16 protein-coding genes are annotated in these 17,110 nt (G+C 57.8%); 10 read left to right on the top strand and 6 right to left on the bottom strand.

Annotation, left to right across the window (positions count from 1 at the left end):
* Positions 1-3: 3 nt before the first annotated feature.
* Entirely contained in the window at positions 4-156 is a 153-nt protein-coding gene (locus VXJ35_RS15060) for a hypothetical protein (RefSeq protein ID WP_054758538.1), read from the bottom strand.
* Between the two features lie 486 nt (positions 157-642).
* Between VXJ35_RS15060 and VXJ35_RS15055 the strand changes: the two genes are divergently transcribed.
* The 6 genes from VXJ35_RS15055 (at position 643) to VXJ35_RS15030 (ending at position 8,361) form a co-directional block, all read left to right on the top strand.
* Entirely contained in the window at positions 643-3,981 is a 3,339-nt protein-coding gene (locus VXJ35_RS15055; protein WP_231914754.1) for an EAL domain-containing protein, read from the top strand.
* A 186-nt stretch (positions 3,982-4,167) separates the two neighbouring features.
* Positions 4,168-5,406, top strand: coding sequence for a glutamate-5-semialdehyde dehydrogenase (locus VXJ35_RS15050; protein ID WP_082881101.1), 1,239 nt, complete (start codon positions 4,168-4,170; stop codon positions 5,404-5,406).
* Complete coding sequence (gene nadD, locus VXJ35_RS15045) at positions 5,407-6,042, top strand: nicotinate-nucleotide adenylyltransferase (RefSeq protein WP_064022191.1); 636 nt, start codon at positions 5,407-5,409, stop codon at positions 6,040-6,042.
* Positions 6,043-6,050: 8 nt separating this feature from the next.
* On the top strand, positions 6,051-6,392 hold the full coding sequence (gene rsfS, locus VXJ35_RS15040) for a ribosome silencing factor (RefSeq protein WP_054758539.1): 342 nt from the start codon (positions 6,051-6,053) through the stop codon (positions 6,390-6,392).
* A gap of 111 nt (positions 6,393-6,503) precedes the next feature.
* Positions 6,504-7,187 carry a hypothetical protein gene (locus VXJ35_RS15035; protein WP_064022190.1) on the top strand — a complete coding sequence of 228 codons (684 nt, stop codon included), beginning with the start codon at positions 6,504-6,506 and terminating at the stop codon, positions 7,185-7,187.
* Positions 7,165-8,361 (top strand): flagella assembly protein FlgT middle domain-containing protein, encoded by a 1,197-nt coding sequence (locus VXJ35_RS15030; RefSeq protein ID WP_231914753.1) that lies wholly within the window; start codon positions 7,165-7,167, stop codon positions 8,359-8,361. Before VXJ35_RS15035 ends, VXJ35_RS15030 begins: the two co-directional genes overlap by 23 nt.
* 3 nt (positions 8,362-8,364) lie before the next feature.
* Here the strand turns inward: VXJ35_RS15030 and VXJ35_RS15025 are convergent, their stop codons facing one another.
* Positions 8,365-8,853, bottom strand: a complete 489-nt coding sequence (locus VXJ35_RS15025; RefSeq protein ID WP_064022189.1) for a glutathione peroxidase — start codon at positions 8,851-8,853, stop codon at positions 8,365-8,367.
* 197 nt (positions 8,854-9,050) lie between these two features.
* Entirely contained in the window at positions 9,051-9,707 is a 657-nt protein-coding gene (locus VXJ35_RS15020) for a hypothetical protein (RefSeq protein ID WP_064022188.1), read from the bottom strand.
* 291 nt (positions 9,708-9,998) lie between these two features.
* Here VXJ35_RS15020 and VXJ35_RS15015 point away from each other — a divergent pair, with 291 nt between their 5' ends.
* Positions 9,999-10,784 (top strand): HAD family hydrolase, encoded by a 786-nt coding sequence (locus VXJ35_RS15015; protein ID WP_064022187.1) that lies wholly within the window; start codon positions 9,999-10,001, stop codon positions 10,782-10,784.
* Here VXJ35_RS15015 and VXJ35_RS15010 read toward each other — a convergent pair.
* Positions 10,781-12,268, bottom strand: a complete 1,488-nt coding sequence (locus VXJ35_RS15010) for an alginate export family protein (protein WP_064022186.1) — start codon at positions 12,266-12,268, stop codon at positions 10,781-10,783. The two genes, VXJ35_RS15015 and VXJ35_RS15010, sit on opposite strands and share 4 nt — an antisense overlap.
* A gap of 569 nt (positions 12,269-12,837) precedes the next feature.
* Here VXJ35_RS15010 and VXJ35_RS15005 point away from each other — a divergent pair.
* From VXJ35_RS15005 to VXJ35_RS14995, 3 genes are read left to right on the top strand one after another with little or no spacing between them, the layout of a single operon-like run.
* Positions 12,838-13,413, top strand: a complete 576-nt coding sequence (locus VXJ35_RS15005) for a hypothetical protein (protein ID WP_064022185.1) — start codon at positions 12,838-12,840, stop codon at positions 13,411-13,413.
* A 28-nt stretch (positions 13,414-13,441) separates the two neighbouring features.
* Positions 13,442-13,756: a thiosulfate sulfurtransferase GlpE gene (locus tag VXJ35_RS15000; RefSeq protein WP_054758556.1), complete on the top strand. Its 315-nt coding sequence runs from the start codon at positions 13,442-13,444 to the stop codon at positions 13,754-13,756.
* A gap of 4 nt (positions 13,757-13,760) precedes the next feature.
* Entirely contained in the window at positions 13,761-14,468 is a 708-nt protein-coding gene (locus VXJ35_RS14995) for a dinitrogenase iron-molybdenum cofactor biosynthesis protein (RefSeq protein ID WP_054758558.1), read from the top strand.
* A gap of 25 nt (positions 14,469-14,493) precedes the next feature.
* On the opposite strand, the gene VXJ35_RS14990 is transcribed toward VXJ35_RS14995, so the two are convergent.
* Both VXJ35_RS14990 and VXJ35_RS14985 read right to left on the bottom strand, forming a co-directional pair.
* On the bottom strand, positions 14,494-15,807 hold the full coding sequence (locus VXJ35_RS14990; protein WP_064022184.1) for an ATP-binding protein: 1,314 nt from the start codon (positions 15,805-15,807) through the stop codon (positions 14,494-14,496).
* Between the two features lie 76 nt (positions 15,808-15,883).
* Positions 15,884-17,110 (bottom strand): SpoIIE family protein phosphatase, encoded by a 1,227-nt coding sequence (locus VXJ35_RS14985; protein WP_064022183.1) that lies wholly within the window; start codon positions 17,108-17,110, stop codon positions 15,884-15,886.

The raw sequence follows: 17,110 nt of genomic DNA, 5'->3' as shown, positions 1-17,110 counted from the left end.
CCCCTAACCGATATGGCCGCGAGGCAGGAACACCCCGTAATACATCAGCAACCAGGCGATCACCATGCCGCCGCCGACGATCAACATCAAGGCCCAGGTGCCGACCGGCGAGCTCTCCAGGATTTTTTTGCGTTCTTCTTCAGTCAGATTGTTCATATCCTTCCTTTCTTGTATGCGGTTGTGACAGGAATTGAGTTGGCAACCAACGGCATGAACAGCACAGGCTCCGTCATTCTTGCTGATGACTTAACCAGCCGATTGCTGGGGTTATCATACTCTCAAAGAATGGCCGGCTCAAAATCGGATAACTCAAGTTTTTTATATGGTTGTGGGGCTTTCTTACAGAGAGTTACGACTTGCGTCGGCCGGACAGCGGATCGCAGTCTGATCCGGGTGGCGCTGTCGAGCAGCTGGTTATCGCGCCACTTCCCCAGACAAACCCGGATTGCGGATATGCGGCCGGCAAGCGCCATGGCCGCCGGGAAGGGCTAAGCTTTTGCCTGGGCAGTACAGTCCGGCCGTTTTTTCGGTAAGGCGGGCGGATTGTCAGTCCGGGGCGATTCGGTTATAAGGCGTCGCTAAGGACAATACCATTGTCAAATTCAGGTTAATTGCGAGATTTATCGATTGGGAACAAGCATAGTGGATTCATTACCATCAACTGAGCCGATTCGTCTGGGCTTAATGCCGCCGCTGACCGGCGTGGTGGCGATATACGGCAGCGAAATCATCCACGCCGCCCGGATCGCCTGTGCCGAAGTCAACCGCAGCGGAGGTTTGTTGGGCCGGCCGCTGGAGTTGATCGTCGAGGACGACGGCAGTTTGCCGCAGACCGCGGTGCCTGCCGCGCGGCGCTTGGTCAGCGAGCACCGCTGCGTGGCAATCATCGGCAATTTATTGTCCAGTTCCCGGATTGCCGTCGCCAGCCAAGTGGCCGAACCGGAAAAGATTCCCTATCTGAATTTCTCGTTTTACGAAGGCAGTATTTTCAGCCGTTATTTCTTTCATTTCGCCGCACTGCCGAACCAGCAGATCGACAAGATGATTCCGTACATGGCCGAGCACTACGGGCTGAAAATGTTTTTTGCCGGCAATAATTACGAATGGCCGCGCGGCTCCATCGATGCGGCCAAACGTTGCCTGCACAAACTCGATGGCGATGTGGTCGGCGAAGAATATCTGCCGATAGGCGCCAGTGGCGACGAGATCAACGCCCTGCTGGAACTGGTCGCCTGCTCCGGAGCCGATGTATTCGTACCTTATTTCGCCGGCATCGATCAACTCAAATTGTTGACCGGTTTCGCCGAGATGGGCTTGAAGAAGCACATGGCGGTAGTGATGGGGCATTTCGACGAAGTATTGGCGAGCCTGTTGCCGGCTCACGTGCGGGAAGGCTTTTATTCCAGCAACACTTATTTCATGTCGCTGGATCGCGAGGAAAATCGGACTTATTTTCAAAAGTTAGCCGCCGAACCCGGTATCGACGGCATTTGGCCGAACGGCAACGGCATATTGACTAACTTCGGCGAAGCGACCTACGTTTGCGTGAAAGCTTTCGCTAAAGCCGTCGAGCAAGCCGGTTCCACCGCCAACGAAGCCTTGGTGGATGCTTTGGAAACGGTCAGCGTTACTGCGCCGCAGGGCAACGTCAGCATGGATGCGGAAACCCATCATGCCTGGGTGAATACCTATTTGGCGCGCTGTAACGCCGACGGCAGCTTCCGTATTGTCGAGCGTTTCGAGCTGAATCCGCCGCGTATACCGGAGCGCTATAGTCGCCAAGCCGCCGAATTGCATATTTCGCCGCCGTCTCCGCAGGATACCGGCCAGGTCATGCAGGGGGCCAAGTCGGTATTGGCCCAATCGAATGCCGCGCAGCAGATATTGTCTATTGCCGATATGGCGATTCTGGCGGCCGACGAAAACGGCATCATCACCGAAGCCAACGTCAACGCCTGCAAAATGTTCGGCTATTCGGGCGCGGAAATTTTGGGTATGTCGGTGCACTTATTGCTGCCGCCGCATTTTCGCCAGCGCCACGCCGAACTGGTCAAGCGGTTTGTCGAAAGCGACGAGACGCAACGCAATATGGGTGGGCGCGGAGAACTGGCCGGTTACCGCAAGGACGGCTCGTTTTTTCCGTTGGAAGCTTCGATCGGTAAAGTCCGTTTCGGCGAGCAATGGATGTTGGTCGTGACGCTACGCGACATTTCCAGCCGCAAACAGGCCGAGGAGGAATTGCTGTGGCAGGCCACGCACGACAATCTGACCGGCTTGCCCAATCGGGCGCTGATCCGCGAACGTTTGGCCAGTGCCTTGCAGCGTTCGCGCCGGCATGGCGCCAACGTCGCGCTGTTATTTGTCGATCTCGACGATTTCAAACTGATCAACGATACCTACGGCCACGAGATGGGCGATGCGCTGCTGAAAACTATCGCCGCGCGTTTGCGGGAACTGATACGCCCGGGCGATACGCTGGCCCGTCTGGCCGGCGACGAGTTCGTGGTGCTGTGCGAACAAATCGATCAACCGACGGCACTGTCTTTGATTGCCGAGCGCATCAATGCCGCGTTACGCCAACCGATGGCGTTAAACGGACATTCCTTGTATGTGACGGCCAGTATCGGTATTGCCGCCGGCCACGGTTCCACCCATTCCACCGATGACTTGTTGCGCTATGCCGATACCGCGATGTACGAGGTGAAGCAAAAAGGCCGCGACGGTTGGCATTTCTTCAACGACAGCCTCGAACAAAAGGTTCGCCAGCGCCTGTCGGTGACTCAAGGTTTGCGGTTGGCGATAGAACGCAACGAATTGTCGCCCAGGTTTCAGCCGATAGTTTGCGCCGATAGCGGCCGGATCGTCGGCGCCGAACTTTTGCTGCGCTGGTTTCCGCAGGAGGGCGAAATTTCGCCGGCGATTTTTATTCCGATAGCCGAGATGACCGGTGCGATTGTGGCGCTGGGTTTATGGGTTTTCCGCCAGGCGTGCCGGGCCGAATTCGACTGGCGCCGGCGCTGGTCCGACTCGGCGCCGGCCTATATTTCGGTGAATGTATCGGCCCGGCAGTTGAGCGAACAAAGTCTGGCCGAGGATTTTGCCGAGATTCTGCGGGAAACCGGCGCCGACCCGCGGCGTATTTTGTTGGAAATTACCGAAACCTCGTTGATGGCCGATATCGACAACAATTTGCGCGTATTGCAACGATTGGCCGATTTGGGGATGCGGGTGGCGGTAGACGATTTCGGTACCGGCTATTCGTCGCTGGCGCAATTGACCCGGCTGCCGGTCAATGTGTTGAAAATCGATAGGGCGTTTGTGGACGGTATCGAAACCCAGTCGGAAAACCGGGCCGTGAATCGCGCCATTGTCGGTTTGGCGCGGGCCTTGGGCTTGAAGCTGGTTGCCGAAGGCGTCGAAAATATCGAGCAGTTACTGGAACTGCGCGCATTGGGCTGCGACTACATTCAGGGTTACCTATTTCATCGGCCGTTGGAAGAGCCGATGTTTATCGACCGGTTTAGCCACGAGCTCCAGGAGCAGTCGCTGGTAGGGGCCGAGCCGCCGCTGTTTTTCCTGATTTACGTCAGCAGGGCGGTCCGGCCGTTTAGCGATAGCCAATTGGACGCACTGCTGGAAAGGACCCGCGCGGCGAATAACGCCAGAAGCATTACCGGTTGCCTGTTGTACATGGATGGTTGTTTTATGCAGATATTGGAAGGTAGGCGCAAAACGGTATTGCAGTTGGTCGAGAGGATAAAGCTCGATCCGCGCCACCGAGACTTCCACTTGGTAGTGCAGGCGCCGCAGCAGCGGCGGATTTTTCCGAATTGGAACATGGGTTTTCGCGATTTATCCCGGCTCAACGGCGAACCGGATTTTTCTCCGTGGCGCAAACGCAGCATCGGTTTTTTCGAACTGGCCGAGGATGCCCGCACCTGCTACACCTACATCACCGCGTTTCGGCATGACAGCATTTAGCCGACGGATTCTGATTTGATTTCGGTCGGCTATGGCCGGCCGGTTCACCGCTGGCCGGGATATAGCGGGATCGGCCGAGTTTTTAGCGATTCCGACGTGCGCCGCGCCCTGCTCGGGCCGACAATGGTTATAATGCCCGGTTTTTCCAAATCATCGGATAGTCAAGCCGTGGATATAAAAACCTATATGCAGCAACTCGGCCGCCAAGCCAGACAGGCCGGCCGAGAAATCAGCAAAGCCGATAGCGGCCGGAAAAATGATGCCTTGCTCAAAATCGCCGCAGCGATTACCGAAGCCGGTGCCGAATTGGCCGGCGAAAACCGCAAGGATCTGGAGGCCGGCCGAGCCAACGGCATGGATGCGGCTTCGCTGGACCGGCTGGAGTTGACGCCGGCCCGCATCGGCGCCATGGTCGAGGGCTTGAAGCAAGTCGCGGCCTTGCCTGACCCGGTCGGCGAAATCAGCAACCTCGGCTACCGGCCCAGCGGCATCCAGGTCGGGCAGATGCGGGTGCCGCTGGGCGTGATCGGCATCATCTACGAATCGCGGCCCAATGTTACCGTCGATGCGGCGGCCTTGTGCCTGAAATCCGGCAATGCCTGCATCTTACGCGGCGGTTCCGAATCCATACATTCCAATCGGGCAATCGCGGCCTGCATCGCCAAAGGCTTAGCCGCGGCCGGCCTACCGGAACAGGCGGTACAAGTGGTCGAAACCACCGACCGGGCCGCGGTCGGCGAACTGGTCCGGCTGCAGCAGTATGTCGACGTAATCGTGCCGCGCGGCGGCAAGAGCCTGATCGAGCGGATCAGCGCCGAAGCGACGATTCCGGTGATCAAGCATCTGGACGGCATTTGCCATGTCTATATCGACGGCAAGGCCGATATCGATAAAGCCGTGGCGATTGCGCTGAACGCCAAAACGCACCGCTACGGCGTCTGCAACGCGATGGAAACCTTGTTGGTCGCCGAAAGCATCGCGCCGGCGGTGTTGCCGGTTTTGGCCGAAAAATTCGCGGAGAAGGGCGTCGAATTGCGCGGTTGCCTGAAAACCTGTTCGTTGGTGAAACAGGCCGTCCGCGCCAGCGAAGAAGATTGGCATACCGAGTATCTGGCGCCGATTTTGTCGATCAAGATCGTGGCCGATATCGACGAAGCGATCGACCATATCAACACCTACAGCTCGGCCCACACCGAAGCTATCGTCACCGAGGATTACACGTTGGCGCGGCGGTTCCTGCGCGAAGTCGATTCCAGCTCGGTGATGGTCAACGCCTCCACCCGGTTTGCCGACGGTTTCGAATACGGTCTGGGCGCCGAAATCGGCATCAGTACCGATAAGCTGCATGCCCGCGGGCCGGTTGGCTTGCACGGTCTGACTTCGTTGAAATACGTCGTGCTCGGCGACGGCCATATCCGCCAATAAATGATCGGCGTCTACGGCGGCACCTTCAATCCGGTCCATTACGGCCACTTACGCACGGCACTGGAAGTCAAGGAACTGTTCGGATTGCAGCGGCTGCACCTGATTCCGTGCCGGCTGCCGGCCCATCGCGGCCAACCCGAAGCCGACGCCGAGATTCGGATGCAAATGCTGGCGGCGGCGGTGGCCGATACGCCGGGATTTTTCGCCGATAGGCGCGAGCTGGAGCGCGACGGGCCGTCGTATATGGTCGATACCTTGGCGGCCTTACGCGGCGAATTGGCTGACGATACGCCGTTACTGCTGTTCATCGGCGCCGACGCCTTTGCCGGCTTGGAACGCTGGCACCGGTGGCAGCGTTTGTTCGAGTTGGCCCATGTCGTCGTGATGACCCGGCCCGGCTTCCAGCACCGGCCGTTACCGGATTTTTTGCAACAGCGGCTGGCCGACGATTCCCGGCTGTTGAGCGACGCCCCAGCCGGACGGATTTATTTCCAACCGGTAACGGCTTTGGCGATTTCCGCCACCGAAATCCGCCGTTTAATCGCGGCCGGCCGCAGTCCACAGTTTTTATTGCCTGATCGGGTTATTGCTTTGATCCGTCAGCATCAACTTTATCAAGCAACTACTGATCAATAGGAATTCGAATGCAATCAGAAGCGTTAGTGAAACTGGTCGAAACCGAACTCGACGTTCGCAAGGGCCTGAATATCAAAACCATAGACGTGCGCGGTAAGACCAGCATCACCGATTTTATGGTGATCGCCACCGGTACTTCGTCGCGCCACGCCAAATCGTTATGCGATTACGTGGTCGAAAAAGTTAAGGAGAACGGCCTGCAACCGCTGGGCCTGGAAGGCGACCAGAGTTCCGATTGGATCTTGCTGGATTTGGGCGACGTGATTGTGCACGTGATGACCGGGCAAGCCCGCGAGCTGTACCAATTGGAAAAATTGTGGTCGGTCAGCGGCGACGCCGCCCGCGCCTGAGGATTCGGCGCGGAAACGCGATTTTGCCGGCTTTGCCGCGCTAATTTTTCGGTGCTCCCCTCAAGAAAAGTCCGGCCCAGTCGATGACTTAGGCATGCTAAAGGAGGGGTTATGAAAACGTTGCGACTAATCGGTTTGGCGGCCTGTTTGGCCTTGGCGGCCTGTGCTGGCCCCGGCGCTAAAAATGCCGAGACGGCGGCGCAGACTAAAACCTTACGTGCCAGCGGCTTCAGCAATTTCGATAACAGCGGCCGGCTTTCGGTCAACCAACGCTGGTTGCAAGCGCAACAGGCGGCCAAGCTGGAGGCGTTCCGCAGCTTGGCCGACCAGCTGTACCGGGAGCCGCTGGACGGCGGCGATACGGTCGGCGCCAAAGTGATGCGCGACGAAACTTACCGCGTTTATCTCGATACCTATTTGCGCGGCGCCGCCGCATCCGACTACCGCACGGTAAAAGACACGCTGAAAGCGACATTGGAGCTGCAATTAAGCCCGCGTTTTTACCGTTGCATGAGCGGCGGTACCGGCAACGTCGACCAATGTTTGCAACAAGACAATAAAGTTCCGTTCACCCGGTTGGGCTATAAGGAGGCGACGGTAACGTCGGCCAATCTGGCTTGCGGCTCGCGGGATTGCAACGACCTGTATTACGTCAGCGGTTTCTCCAAACGACCGAACATTCTGGACGACGTTTTGCTGGATGCCGGACTTTACGACGCGCAAGGGATAGTCAATACTGGTGCACGTGGCTTTCTGCAATATTTCCTGTTCAATGGCTTCTTTAATTCGCTTTAACAGTCTGATCCTGCCGTTACTACTGGCGTTGGTGTTGGCCGCCTGCGACGGCGGCGTGTTGCATAAAAGCGGTGCCAGCGACTCTGAGGCAAACGTTTCCGGACGGCAAACCAGCGTACAAGGCGCGGCGGCCATCGGCGCCGGCGGCGTCGAGGACGCGCGGCGCGCAGCGATAGACGATGCGGTGCAGCGGGCGTCGTCGCAGTTGAAACGCAGCAATCCGGCCGGAGCCATGATCAGCGACATCAAGGTGGTCGACGAATGGCAGGACGGCGAGGTCTATCGGGTTCAGGCCTTGGCGGTATTGTCCGAGCGCCAACATTGCGCGTCGCCGTACCGCAAAAAAATCGTCGCTACCGGTTTTCCGATCATGAACGCCGAGCAGGTCAGTAGCAGCGAAAGCCAGGACTTGTTCAGCGGCATCCCGCGCGAGATCAATAACCGGTTGATGGAAACCGGCGATTTTATCGGCCGTAATCTGACCAACGCCGTGTTGTATTCCCGGCCGGATATTGCGCCCGAAATTTTGCCGACCACCGGCTCCGCCGAGTCGGTGATCGTCAACGTCGCCCGCCAATATAACGCCCAGTTTGTGCTGTCCGGCGTAATCCGCGGGTTTCGTACCGAATCGACCGAGTTCGTCAGGGGCACAGGTGTATTGGCCGAAATCAAATCGATGGCGCGCGACTTCATTGGCCGGCGCAGCATCGATTTCGACGTATTCGTCCACGACGGATTCAGCGGTGTGCTGCTGTTCCAGCAACGCTACAGTGCGTCGATCCTGGGCGATGTCTCGCTGCCCAACGGCTATAACGTCGGCAGCGAGCGTTTCAACGACACGCCGTCGGGGCATAAAATCAGCGAATTGATCCAGCAGGCCAGCGAGGATTTGCACCGCTTGTTCGGTTGTTATCCGTTTACCACCCGGGTATTGGAGTCGGCAAACAATCGCATCGTGATTGCGGCCGGCGCTCAGGACAAAATCAGGATGGGCGACAAGCTGATGGTCTACTCGGCAGCCGGCATTGCGCCCAGCGGGCGGGGCTTGAGCGACCAGGTCGGAATTTTGACGATCAATGAAGTCAGCGCCAACACTGCGGCTGGTAGTCTGGATTCCGGCGCGCAGGGCGTAGTTCGGCCCGGAGACTGGGTGAAAAGTTTCGGGTCGCCATAAGGGTTAGGCTGCGGCCAGCAAGCGCTCGATATCCTGGCTCAACGCCGACGGCGCGACGAAGGGTGCGTAACGTTTGTACACAGTGCCGTCGCGGCCGATCAAAAATTTGCAGAAATTCCATTTTATCGATTGGCTTCCCAACAAGCCCGGCGCGGCCGCTTTCAGATAACGAAACAGCGGGTCGGCATCGGCGCCGTTCACGTCCACTTTGGCAAACATCGGAAAACTTACGCCGTAGTTGGTTTCGCAAAATCCGGCAATCTCCTGGTTGGAACCCGGTTCCTGTTGGCCGAATTGGTTGCACGGAAACCCCAGTATCTCGAGTCCGCGGCTTTTGTAGGTTTGGTACAACGCTTCCAGGCCGCGGTATTGCGGCGTGAAACCGCAGCGGCTGGCCGTGTTGACCACCATAATGACTTTGCCGCGAAATTGGGCTAGCGAAATGGCTTCGCCGTGTATGTTCACGGCGGAAAATTGGTAAATATCGCTCATAGTGAAAACTTAGCTCGGAGTAAAGAACGGTAGCTTGTCGCGAGGCCATGGTTGCACACCGCCGTGGCCCGAATTGTGTCGGCCTTCCGAAAATTGGCCGGAAGGGGTATCCAAGTTCGATACGCAAGACGACAAACCGCGGCGCGAACGGCTGCAGATTACCGTTGGCCGCGGATTTGTCAACGCACACCCGGCGCTTAAGCCGACTGCATCCGTGCCAGGTATTGTTGCAGTTTTTGGGCGACGATGGTCTCGTAATGCCGTCTCAGCACAGAGTCGGACGGTTTGACCGGCAGTTCGCTTTCGATCTGATTGGCCAGGCGGGCCAAGAAATGCCGCCGCAGCACCGAATCTTGCGGAATGCCGGGTTCTGCGGCCACCGCTAACGTCGGCGGCGGGCAGGATTCGGCCACCGTCCTGGTTGGCCGGTTTTCGCCGATTCGCCCTGGAGCCGAATCGGCGCCGTGCGCGGCGGCGTAATGCCGGCGCAACACCGAATCGGTCGGATACGGGTTGGTCAGCGCTTCCTTCTCGGCCAATTTGGCGGCTTGGTAGTGGCGGCGTAATACCGAGTCTTCGGGCACGCGTTCGGTATTGGCCGTAACCGCCGGAGCCAGGCTTGGTTCTGCTTGCCTAATAGCCGGCGCGGGTGCCGGTATAGGGGTTGGCGCTGCGGGCGCCGCTTCGGTTCTGGTTTGCGGAATTGCCTGATCGGATTTGATCGGCGCTTGCGGCGGTTGCGATGTTATCGCCGATGTGGCGGCCTGGACCTTGCGGCGATGGCGGACGAAGGCCCAAATAGCAATGCCCAATAGCAGCAGCGATATGCCGAGAATCGATAAAGTTTCCAACATGACGGTCCCCCTTTGAAAGAGTGTTGTTATTTACAAAGCCGGCCCGGTTTCCCGACTGGGCGCGCTGTGTGTTTTTGTAGTGGCTGCCCGGCGTCCGCAAGCAGCGCGGCCGTCGCCGGCACCCGGCTCAAGTCCGGGATGCCGTTGCGCTGGCCCGCTCGGATTTATAGCATAATTCGTTGAAATAGTTGATTTTGGCCGGGTTTGGCTCGGCTTAGTGACGCGGTCGCGGTTATCGGCGGCCGGGTTCGGTACAATAGCCGCCTTTTATCCCGCACCCCTGGTTTGTTAATGACTGATTCAATTATCTACGCGCTGGACTTCGACGGCGTGATTTGCGACAGCGCACTGGAAACCGCGCTGACCGGCTGGAAAGCCGCTGCCACCATTTGGAGCGGCATGGCCGAAACCGCTCCGCCGGAATTGGTCGAGCAATTCCGCGCGGTGCGCCCGATCATAGAAACCGGCTACGAAGCCATCTTGGTGATTCGGCTGTTGCATGCGGGCGAAACTATCGAGTCGATTTACGCCGGTTATGGCGAAAAGGCGCAAGCCTTAATGGCGGAAGCGGGTTTGACGGTGGCGGGCTTGAAACAGTTGTTCGGCGATACCCGCGACCAATGGATAGCCGAAGACAGAGCGGGCTGGATTGCCGTGAATCCGCTGTTCGCCGGCATGGCCGAAAAACTGCGCCGTTTGGGTAGGGACCATGTCTGGTACGTGGTTACCACCAAGCAGGAGCGTTTCGTCAAGAAAATCCTGACTGCGAACGATATCGAACTGGCCGCCGACCGCATCTTCGGTTTGGATCGGAACATGAGTAAGCCGGAGGTATTGAAAGGGTTGCAGCGCTCGCACCCCGGCCGGCCGCTCTATTTTGTCGAAGATCGGCTGCCCTCGCTGCAGAACGTACGCAAGCATGCCGAGTTGGCCGATTTACGGCTCGGCTTTGCCTTGTGGGGTTACAACCTGCCGCAGGACAAAGCGTTGGCCGAGGCCGAAGGCTGCCGGCCGCTGCTGCTAGAAAACTTCCTCGAGAACGCAGCCGGATTCGGCGACGCCTGCAAGCCGGATTAAAACCTGAGCAGGCTTTGCAGGTAAAAATAATCGGTATCCGGGGTGCGCGGTGCGGACGGCGCGATTCTGGCGAATTCGCCTTTGAACAAATGGCTCCAGCCGGTTTCGAAATTCAGGCTGCTGTTCACGTCCCAGCGCGTCGTCAATTCCAATTGTTGGCCGACCGAATCGCCGCTGCGGCCGGTTTTATCCTGCAAGCCGGTGCCGGCCCAACTGTCGGTCGGCGAGGCTAGCCAGAACAAGCGGTGCGACACCGATGCCTGGACATCGCCACGCGGCGAAAACGTGATTCGAGCGCCGGGCGAGTTGACGTTGGTACGGGCGAACGCACCGTAAATGCCGGTGGCGCCGAACTCGAACCGGCGAGCGCCGTAAAGGGTATCGAACCGTTGCTCTTTATTGTCATTCGGATTGTCGTCGCCGCTGGCGTAATCGTATTCCAGTGTCAGATGCGGGGACCAGGGCGCATCGAAACTGTAGCCGACATCGGCGTGCTGGTACCAGGCGCTGTGCTGTTGGTCCAGCCCGTCGCGGGCGCCGCTGGTCGCTCTGACCGTGCCGAACTGGCCGATCGTCTCCAATTGAAAGTCGAAACTGGACTTGGCCGGTTTGCTGAATAACCGAGCTCCCGGCGTGAAATAGCGGCGGTTGCGGGTCGGATTGCGGATACTGTCGCCTTCGTCCAGATGGTACAAATAGATTTCGGCGCTGGTGTTACCTAGCAAATTGTAAAGCTCCAAGAACCCGCCGGAAAACCAGGTGTGGGTGTCTTCCTCGTCGAATTCGTGAGTTTCCTCGAGCAAATCTAATGCAGCGGTCGGATAGCGGTTGACCGGCATCGTGACGAAGCCGGTGAATTGCCAAGCGTTGTAGTCCAGCAGCCGCAATTTAACGCCGGTAAAGGTGTTGATCGTATTGCGCATCGCGTTGCGCGCCACCAGGCGCCGGCTGCCCAGATTCAGGGTTTGGCGGCCCGCCACTACTTCGAAACCGAGACCGCTGTAGAAAATATTCTGCTTGGCCCAGGCCAGGTAGCCCTGGATGAAATCGGCCTGGTCGGCGTGGGTGTTGTTGATGCCGGAACCGCTGTCGGCTGCCAAGGCTCGGGCATCCAGAAATTCCGCGCCAAGGCGGAAGGCATCGAAACCGGCCTGCAGCCAAAGGTCGCTTTGCAGCGCGATTTGCTGGTCGCCGCCTTTGCCGTTGGCTTTGAAGGCGTTATCCAGCGTTTCGTAGCGGGTACGCTGCTCCAGTCCGACCGATAGCCATTTCGGCAAGCCGAGGCTGTCGTGCAGATTCCAGACCGGCTTTTCGTATTTGTCGTTGCCCAGTAAGGCGTCCGGCATTTGGCTGGAAAAAACGGCAAACGGCGGCCGGCTGTAGCTTTTCTTCTCGGCGGCTTGCGCTACGGTCGCGGTGCCGGCCAGGTAAATGCCGCCGACGGCGATAGCCGCCCACGTGTTGCAGATTGGTAAGGGTTTCATGGTTCAACCGGATATCGAAGTTAATACGCTGCGCGTGCAGTAGTGCTAGACATCGACTTGCCGGAGCGGGCTTACGCTTCGGCCAGATAAAATCTCCGGCTAGCTTACTTGCCGTTATGTGCTCATGTAAATAACGAAAATGCGGGACTATATAATTCGGCTCAGGCAACCATGGCTGTCGGCAGCGGTAGCCAATTGCCTGCGAATCATTGTCGTATGCGTAATTGAATTGGCGCCGGCTTCTATGCCTACGGCCGAGCGAGGCCGCTGCAAATCCGGCGCGGCGTAGGTCTGTCTTAGTAGCCGGGCCACCAGCGGCAGGCGCTGTTCGGCCGGATCAGCCCTTTGTATGGTCGTAAATGCTACACAGGCGGCGGCGCGAGTCCGAAGCCAATGTCGGTTTTGCGACAATGTCGGCCGTTTCTATGCCGAATTGGTTGGTTTTGCCGCCGCACACTACGGACGCCGCCCGAATAATCTCAATCTCGATAAGGCTTTAACAAGCTGGCAAGCCTCTTGCTTTGTTCCCAAGTAACACGATTCCATTCATGCGACAGGAGACTTTTCCGATGTTATTCGAGAGCTACGACAGCCAAGGCCTTTTAAACATTACTTCCGTGCTGGGCAAGACCAGCATGGCCGGAGTTTCGGCCTGGCGCGGCGATCTGGTATTGGTCGAAGGCGTAATGCGCGAGGGCGCCACCAATCCCAACGACCGCAATCCGCCCAAGCTGCTGATCCATCAAGCCGCGATGTTGGCCGATAACGAAAAAATCCTGTTCATTAACGGCATGGTTTACCTGCTGGATTCGCTGGAAGCGTTTGTCGAGAAATACAAATCTGCGCTGACTCCGGAAACCCTGGCGTTGATTTACGTAGAAAACATCGCCGGCAATCTGGAAGTCGAAATCGGCGGCGTCAAGTTCAAATTACTGCCTTACAGCGAAGGCATGGTCTGGAACGAAACCATGGAATTGCTCTACATCGAAAAATCCGACCTGAAAGGCCAGTCGGCCGAAGATAAGGTGGTAACCGTTTACGAAGCCGCCAAAGGTTTTAAATTCAAAGCGGAAACGGTGGATTACCCAACGGCGCTGGGCAAAACCATCGAAGTCAAGCGCGAAGCCAGCTACGGTCCGGTATAACGCGGCTTGATCCAGATTGGGAGCGAGCATGAAAAACTTTAAAACGGTTTCCGTCGCCGAATCGGAGCAATTGATAGCCGCGCAGCAACCGATGATTCTGGATTGCCGCGACTTGAAGGATTACCGGGCCGGCCACATCGAAAACGCGATGCACGTGCACGAACAACTGCGCGATTCGCTGCTGCGCAAGGCCGATAAAACCAAGCCGCTGCTGATTTATTGCTATTACGGCCACGCCAGCGAACATTTGGCGGAAATGTTCGGCGATTTCGGCTTCCAAGCGGTTTACAGTCTGGCCGGCGGTTATGCCGACTGGAAAGAGCAGCACAAACTTGAAAGGTGAGGCTATGGAACAATTATCACGAGATTTGGCGTTGCGGATTGCGTTGGCGTCGCGCGTGCTGCCCGGCGTCGATGTGGCGACGCTGATCGGCATCTTGCACGAAAAAGCCGGCTCGCCGCTGACGGACGAGAAGTTGAAGTCGATTACCGTGACCAACTTAAAAACCGGCATCGGCAGCCACGACGGCGAGGAGGACGGCGAGGACATCGATATCGGCCTGGCCAACATCAAACTGGCCGTACGCTACCTGTGGGGCGAGGAAGACGGGGACGAAGGTTTGCCGGAAATCATGCCTTACAAGGACGGCGATTTGCCGGAGTCGATCCGGGTCGCGATTGCGTCGAACAGCGGCGCATTATTGAACGGCCATTTCGGCTCCTGCATCCGCTTCCTGGTGTACCAGTTGTCGCGCGACGACATGCGGCTGGTGGATATCCGCTCCACGGTCGATGCCGACACCGCCGACGACAAAAACCTGTTTCGCGCCGAACTGATCAAGGATTGCCATGTGCTGTTCGTGCAGTCTATCGGCGGTCCGGCGGCGGCCAAAGTGATCCGCGCCGACATTTACCCGATCAAGATTCCGGACGTGATCGAAGCCACCGACCAACTGCGCGAATTCCAGAAAGTGTTCGACGCGCCGCCGCCGTGGATGGCCAAGGCATTGGGCAAGAGCGCTGAGGAGCGGAAGCGCTTCGTGGCGCAGGAATAACGGGGTTAGGCGGCCGGCGATGCGCTTAACGGCGCAATTGCCGGTTTAGCCGTATCAAAAACTCGGTACCCTGTCCGGTTTCGCTGGCGAAGCTCAGCGAACCGCCGTGTTGCTGGTTGACGATGCGGTAGGCGATATGCAGGCCTTGGCCGCTGCCTTTGCCGAAGTCCTTGGTCGTGAAGAACGGGTCGAAGATGCGGTCGCGAATCGATTCCGGGATACCCGGCCCGTTGTCGGCAATCCGGATTTCGACGCAATCGCCGACCGCCGCGGTGCGGATCACGATTTTACCGCCGCCTTTTTTGCCGTCCTCGATCGCTTGCGCGGCGTTGACGATGATGTTCAAAAATACCTGGGCCAATTCTCCCGGGAAGCATTCGATAGCCGGCACGTCGCCGAAATCGGTTTCGACTTCTGCCACATATTTGTAGCTGTTGCGGGCAATCAGCAACGTATTCTCCAGCGCCAGATTCACGTTGACCCAGCCGGCATTGCTTTGTCCGCTATGCGAGAACCCTTTCATGGCTTGCACGATACGGACGATTTGAGAAATGCCTTCCAACGATTGGGCGATGGCTAGCGGCGCGTCTTCCAGGATAAATGCCAGATCGGCCTGTTGTTCCAATTGATCGATCAATTGCCGATGCTCGCCCTGTGCCGCGAGTAATTTGCGGTACTGTTCCAGCAGGCGGGTAACGCTGGCGAAGAAATCGCCGATGGCTTGCAGATTGTCGCCGACGTATTGCGCCGGCGTGTTAATTTCGTGGGCGATACCGGCGGCAAGCTGGCCGACCGCGGCCAGTTTTTCGGCTTGCAGCAGGTTTTTGTTGGCTTGTTCGATGGCCTGGGTGCGCAGCTCGATTTGTTGCTCCATATAGCGCATCACATTGTGCGACTGCCATTTGCCCAACGCGGCGTGGATTATCTGGCGCAGTTCCAGATCGCTGAACGGTTTTTCCAAGATCAACAACTGGTCGCTTTCGCCCAATTTCGCGGCAATTTGTTCCCAACTCAGCTCCTGGCTGGCACAACATAATACGACATGCAGGTCGGCATCGGCTTGCCACAGGCTGCGGATCAGATCCAAGCCTTGGGCGTCCGGCAGGCTGTTTTCGACCAATGCCAGCTGGAACACTTGTCCGGACTCGATGCCGCTACGAACGGCGGCAGTTGCTTCAGCCGCGCTGGAGCAGCCTAGAAACTGATAACTCAGATTTTCAGCAGCGAATTCCAACGATGCTCGGGCGCTGCCGTTGAACATCGCGTCGAGCCGGTTGCGCAAGGCGGGATTCGGGTCGACTGCCAGTATTTTGGAATGGTCTTCGGCTTCGACAAACATGTTCAGGCTCCGGCGTGGCGCAGCGCGGCAGTGGAGCCCGACTGCGCTGCTTTAGGTAAAAAACCGGCGCTTGCGTTCATCGGATCGTCAGAGTCTGGCAAATAAGCGGTAAATTGACTTCGGCCATCGAGATGTCGTCCGTTTGCGGCTGTTGCTGCTGGTGGATGCGCAACTGCGCCACCACCCGGTCGATACGCCTTGCTGCAGTAGGAGCGGCCGTCAGCGCGCGCTGTAAAGCCTCCGCCCCGAACAAGCCGAGATCGGCGCCGATTTGGTCGGTAACGCCGTCGCTGTAGAGAAACACCGACTCGATGTCGCCGATGTCGTAGTCGGCGATGGTGCCGATCAGGCCGGCGTCGGCGGCAATGCCGAGCGGCAGATTTGCCGAGTGTACTTTATCGGCGATGCTGCCCTGCTTGTCCAAAAAGTATATATCCGGCATACCGCCGTTCCAGACCTGCAAACGGCCTTCGGCCAAATCCAACGCCATCAGCGCGGCCGCACAAAACAAACCGGTCGGTAATTTACGGCACATTTTCCGGTTAATGATAGAGGCCAACTCGTGCAGGGGCGGACGGTCCGGACATTGTTCGTCGAAAATTTCGGTGACCAATAATCCGCCCAGCGCCGACTGCAAACCGTGGCCGGTCAAATCGCCCATCATCAGATAAAACGCCCGGCCGTCGCGGCTGACGGCGTTCAGGATGAAGTCGCCGCCCACCGCCTCCTTGGCCGAGATGAAAAAGTCCAGGCCGTCCGGCACTTGGTAACCGTATTTGCCGAATTTGCTGCAAACGATTTTGGCGGTCTCCAGCTCGTGTTCCAGGAGCGCCTGTTTTTCGGCCAGTTCGGCGTTACGTTGCAGCAATTCCAGGTTTTTCTGTTCCAGTTGTTCGCTTAATTGGCGCTTGGCGACCACCAGCCGGTATTGCGCCAGCGCGTCGGCAATGATTTTTTTGGTGACCTCCATCGGGCAAGGTTTGGGCAAGTAACGAAAGATGTGGGCTTCGTTAATCGCTTTGATGGCGACGTCCAACTCGATGTTGCCGGTCAGCACAATTTGCACGCTGTCGGGCGATATCTCGCCGGCGCGCTGCAGGAACTCCAAGCCGTTAGTGCCGGGCATGCTGTAATCGGACATGATCACAGCGATGTCGCGCTCCTGCTGCAAGATGCGCAGCGCCTCTGCGGCGGAACTTGCGGTAAACAATGCGAACTGGCGGCCCAGTGTGCGTTTGAACATGTCCAATATATTTTGCTCGTCATCTACGCACAGAATTTTGTCTTGCGGCGTATCCGCCAT

The sequence above is a fragment of the Methylomonas sp. DH-1 genome, assembly GCF_046097555.1.
In the GTDB taxonomy this organism is placed as follows: domain Bacteria; phylum Pseudomonadota; class Gammaproteobacteria; order Methylococcales; family Methylomonadaceae; genus Methylomonas; species Methylomonas koyamae.
This window is presented reverse-complemented; position numbering and strand designations above follow the sequence as displayed.

Bases quoted from the DNA above. Each gene is read 5' to 3' on its own strand.
- VXJ35_RS15030 (WP_231914753.1), top strand. From the start codon at position 7,165: ATGGCTTCTTTAATTCGCTTTAACAGTCTGATCCTGCCGTTACTACTG.
- VXJ35_RS15035 (WP_064022190.1), top strand. From the start codon at position 6,504: ATGAAAACGTTGCGACTAATCGGTTTGGCGGCCTGTTTGGCCTTGGCG.
- VXJ35_RS15015 (WP_064022187.1), top strand. From the start codon at position 9,999: ATGACTGATTCAATTATCTACGCGCTGGACTTCGACGGCGTGATTTGC.
- VXJ35_RS15010 (WP_064022186.1), bottom strand. From the start codon at position 12,268: ATGAAACCCTTACCAATCTGCAACACGTGGGCGGCTATCGCCGTCGGC.
- VXJ35_RS15060 (WP_054758538.1), bottom strand. From the start codon at position 156: ATGAACAATCTGACTGAAGAAGAACGCAAAAAAATCCTGGAGAGCTCG.
- VXJ35_RS15005 (WP_064022185.1), top strand. From the start codon at position 12,838: ATGTTATTCGAGAGCTACGACAGCCAAGGCCTTTTAAACATTACTTCC.
- rsfS (WP_054758539.1), top strand. From the start codon at position 6,051: ATGCAATCAGAAGCGTTAGTGAAACTGGTCGAAACCGAACTCGACGTT.
- VXJ35_RS14990 (WP_064022184.1), bottom strand. From the start codon at position 15,807: ATGTTTGTCGAAGCCGAAGACCATTCCAAAATACTGGCAGTCGACCCG.
- VXJ35_RS15000 (WP_054758556.1), top strand. From the start codon at position 13,442: ATGAAAAACTTTAAAACGGTTTCCGTCGCCGAATCGGAGCAATTGATA.
- VXJ35_RS15020 (WP_064022188.1), bottom strand. From the start codon at position 9,707: ATGTTGGAAACTTTATCGATTCTCGGCATATCGCTGCTGCTATTGGGC.
- nadD (WP_064022191.1), top strand. From the start codon at position 5,407: ATGATCGGCGTCTACGGCGGCACCTTCAATCCGGTCCATTACGGCCAC.
- VXJ35_RS15050 (WP_082881101.1), top strand. From the start codon at position 4,168: ATGCAGCAACTCGGCCGCCAAGCCAGACAGGCCGGCCGAGAAATCAGC.
- VXJ35_RS14985 (WP_064022183.1), bottom strand. From the start codon at position 17,110: ATGGCGGATACGCCGCAAGACAAAATTCTGTGCGTAGATGACGAGCAA.
- VXJ35_RS15025 (WP_064022189.1), bottom strand. From the start codon at position 8,853: ATGAGCGATATTTACCAATTTTCCGCCGTGAACATACACGGCGAAGCC.
- VXJ35_RS14995 (WP_054758558.1), top strand. From the start codon at position 13,761: ATGGAACAATTATCACGAGATTTGGCGTTGCGGATTGCGTTGGCGTCG.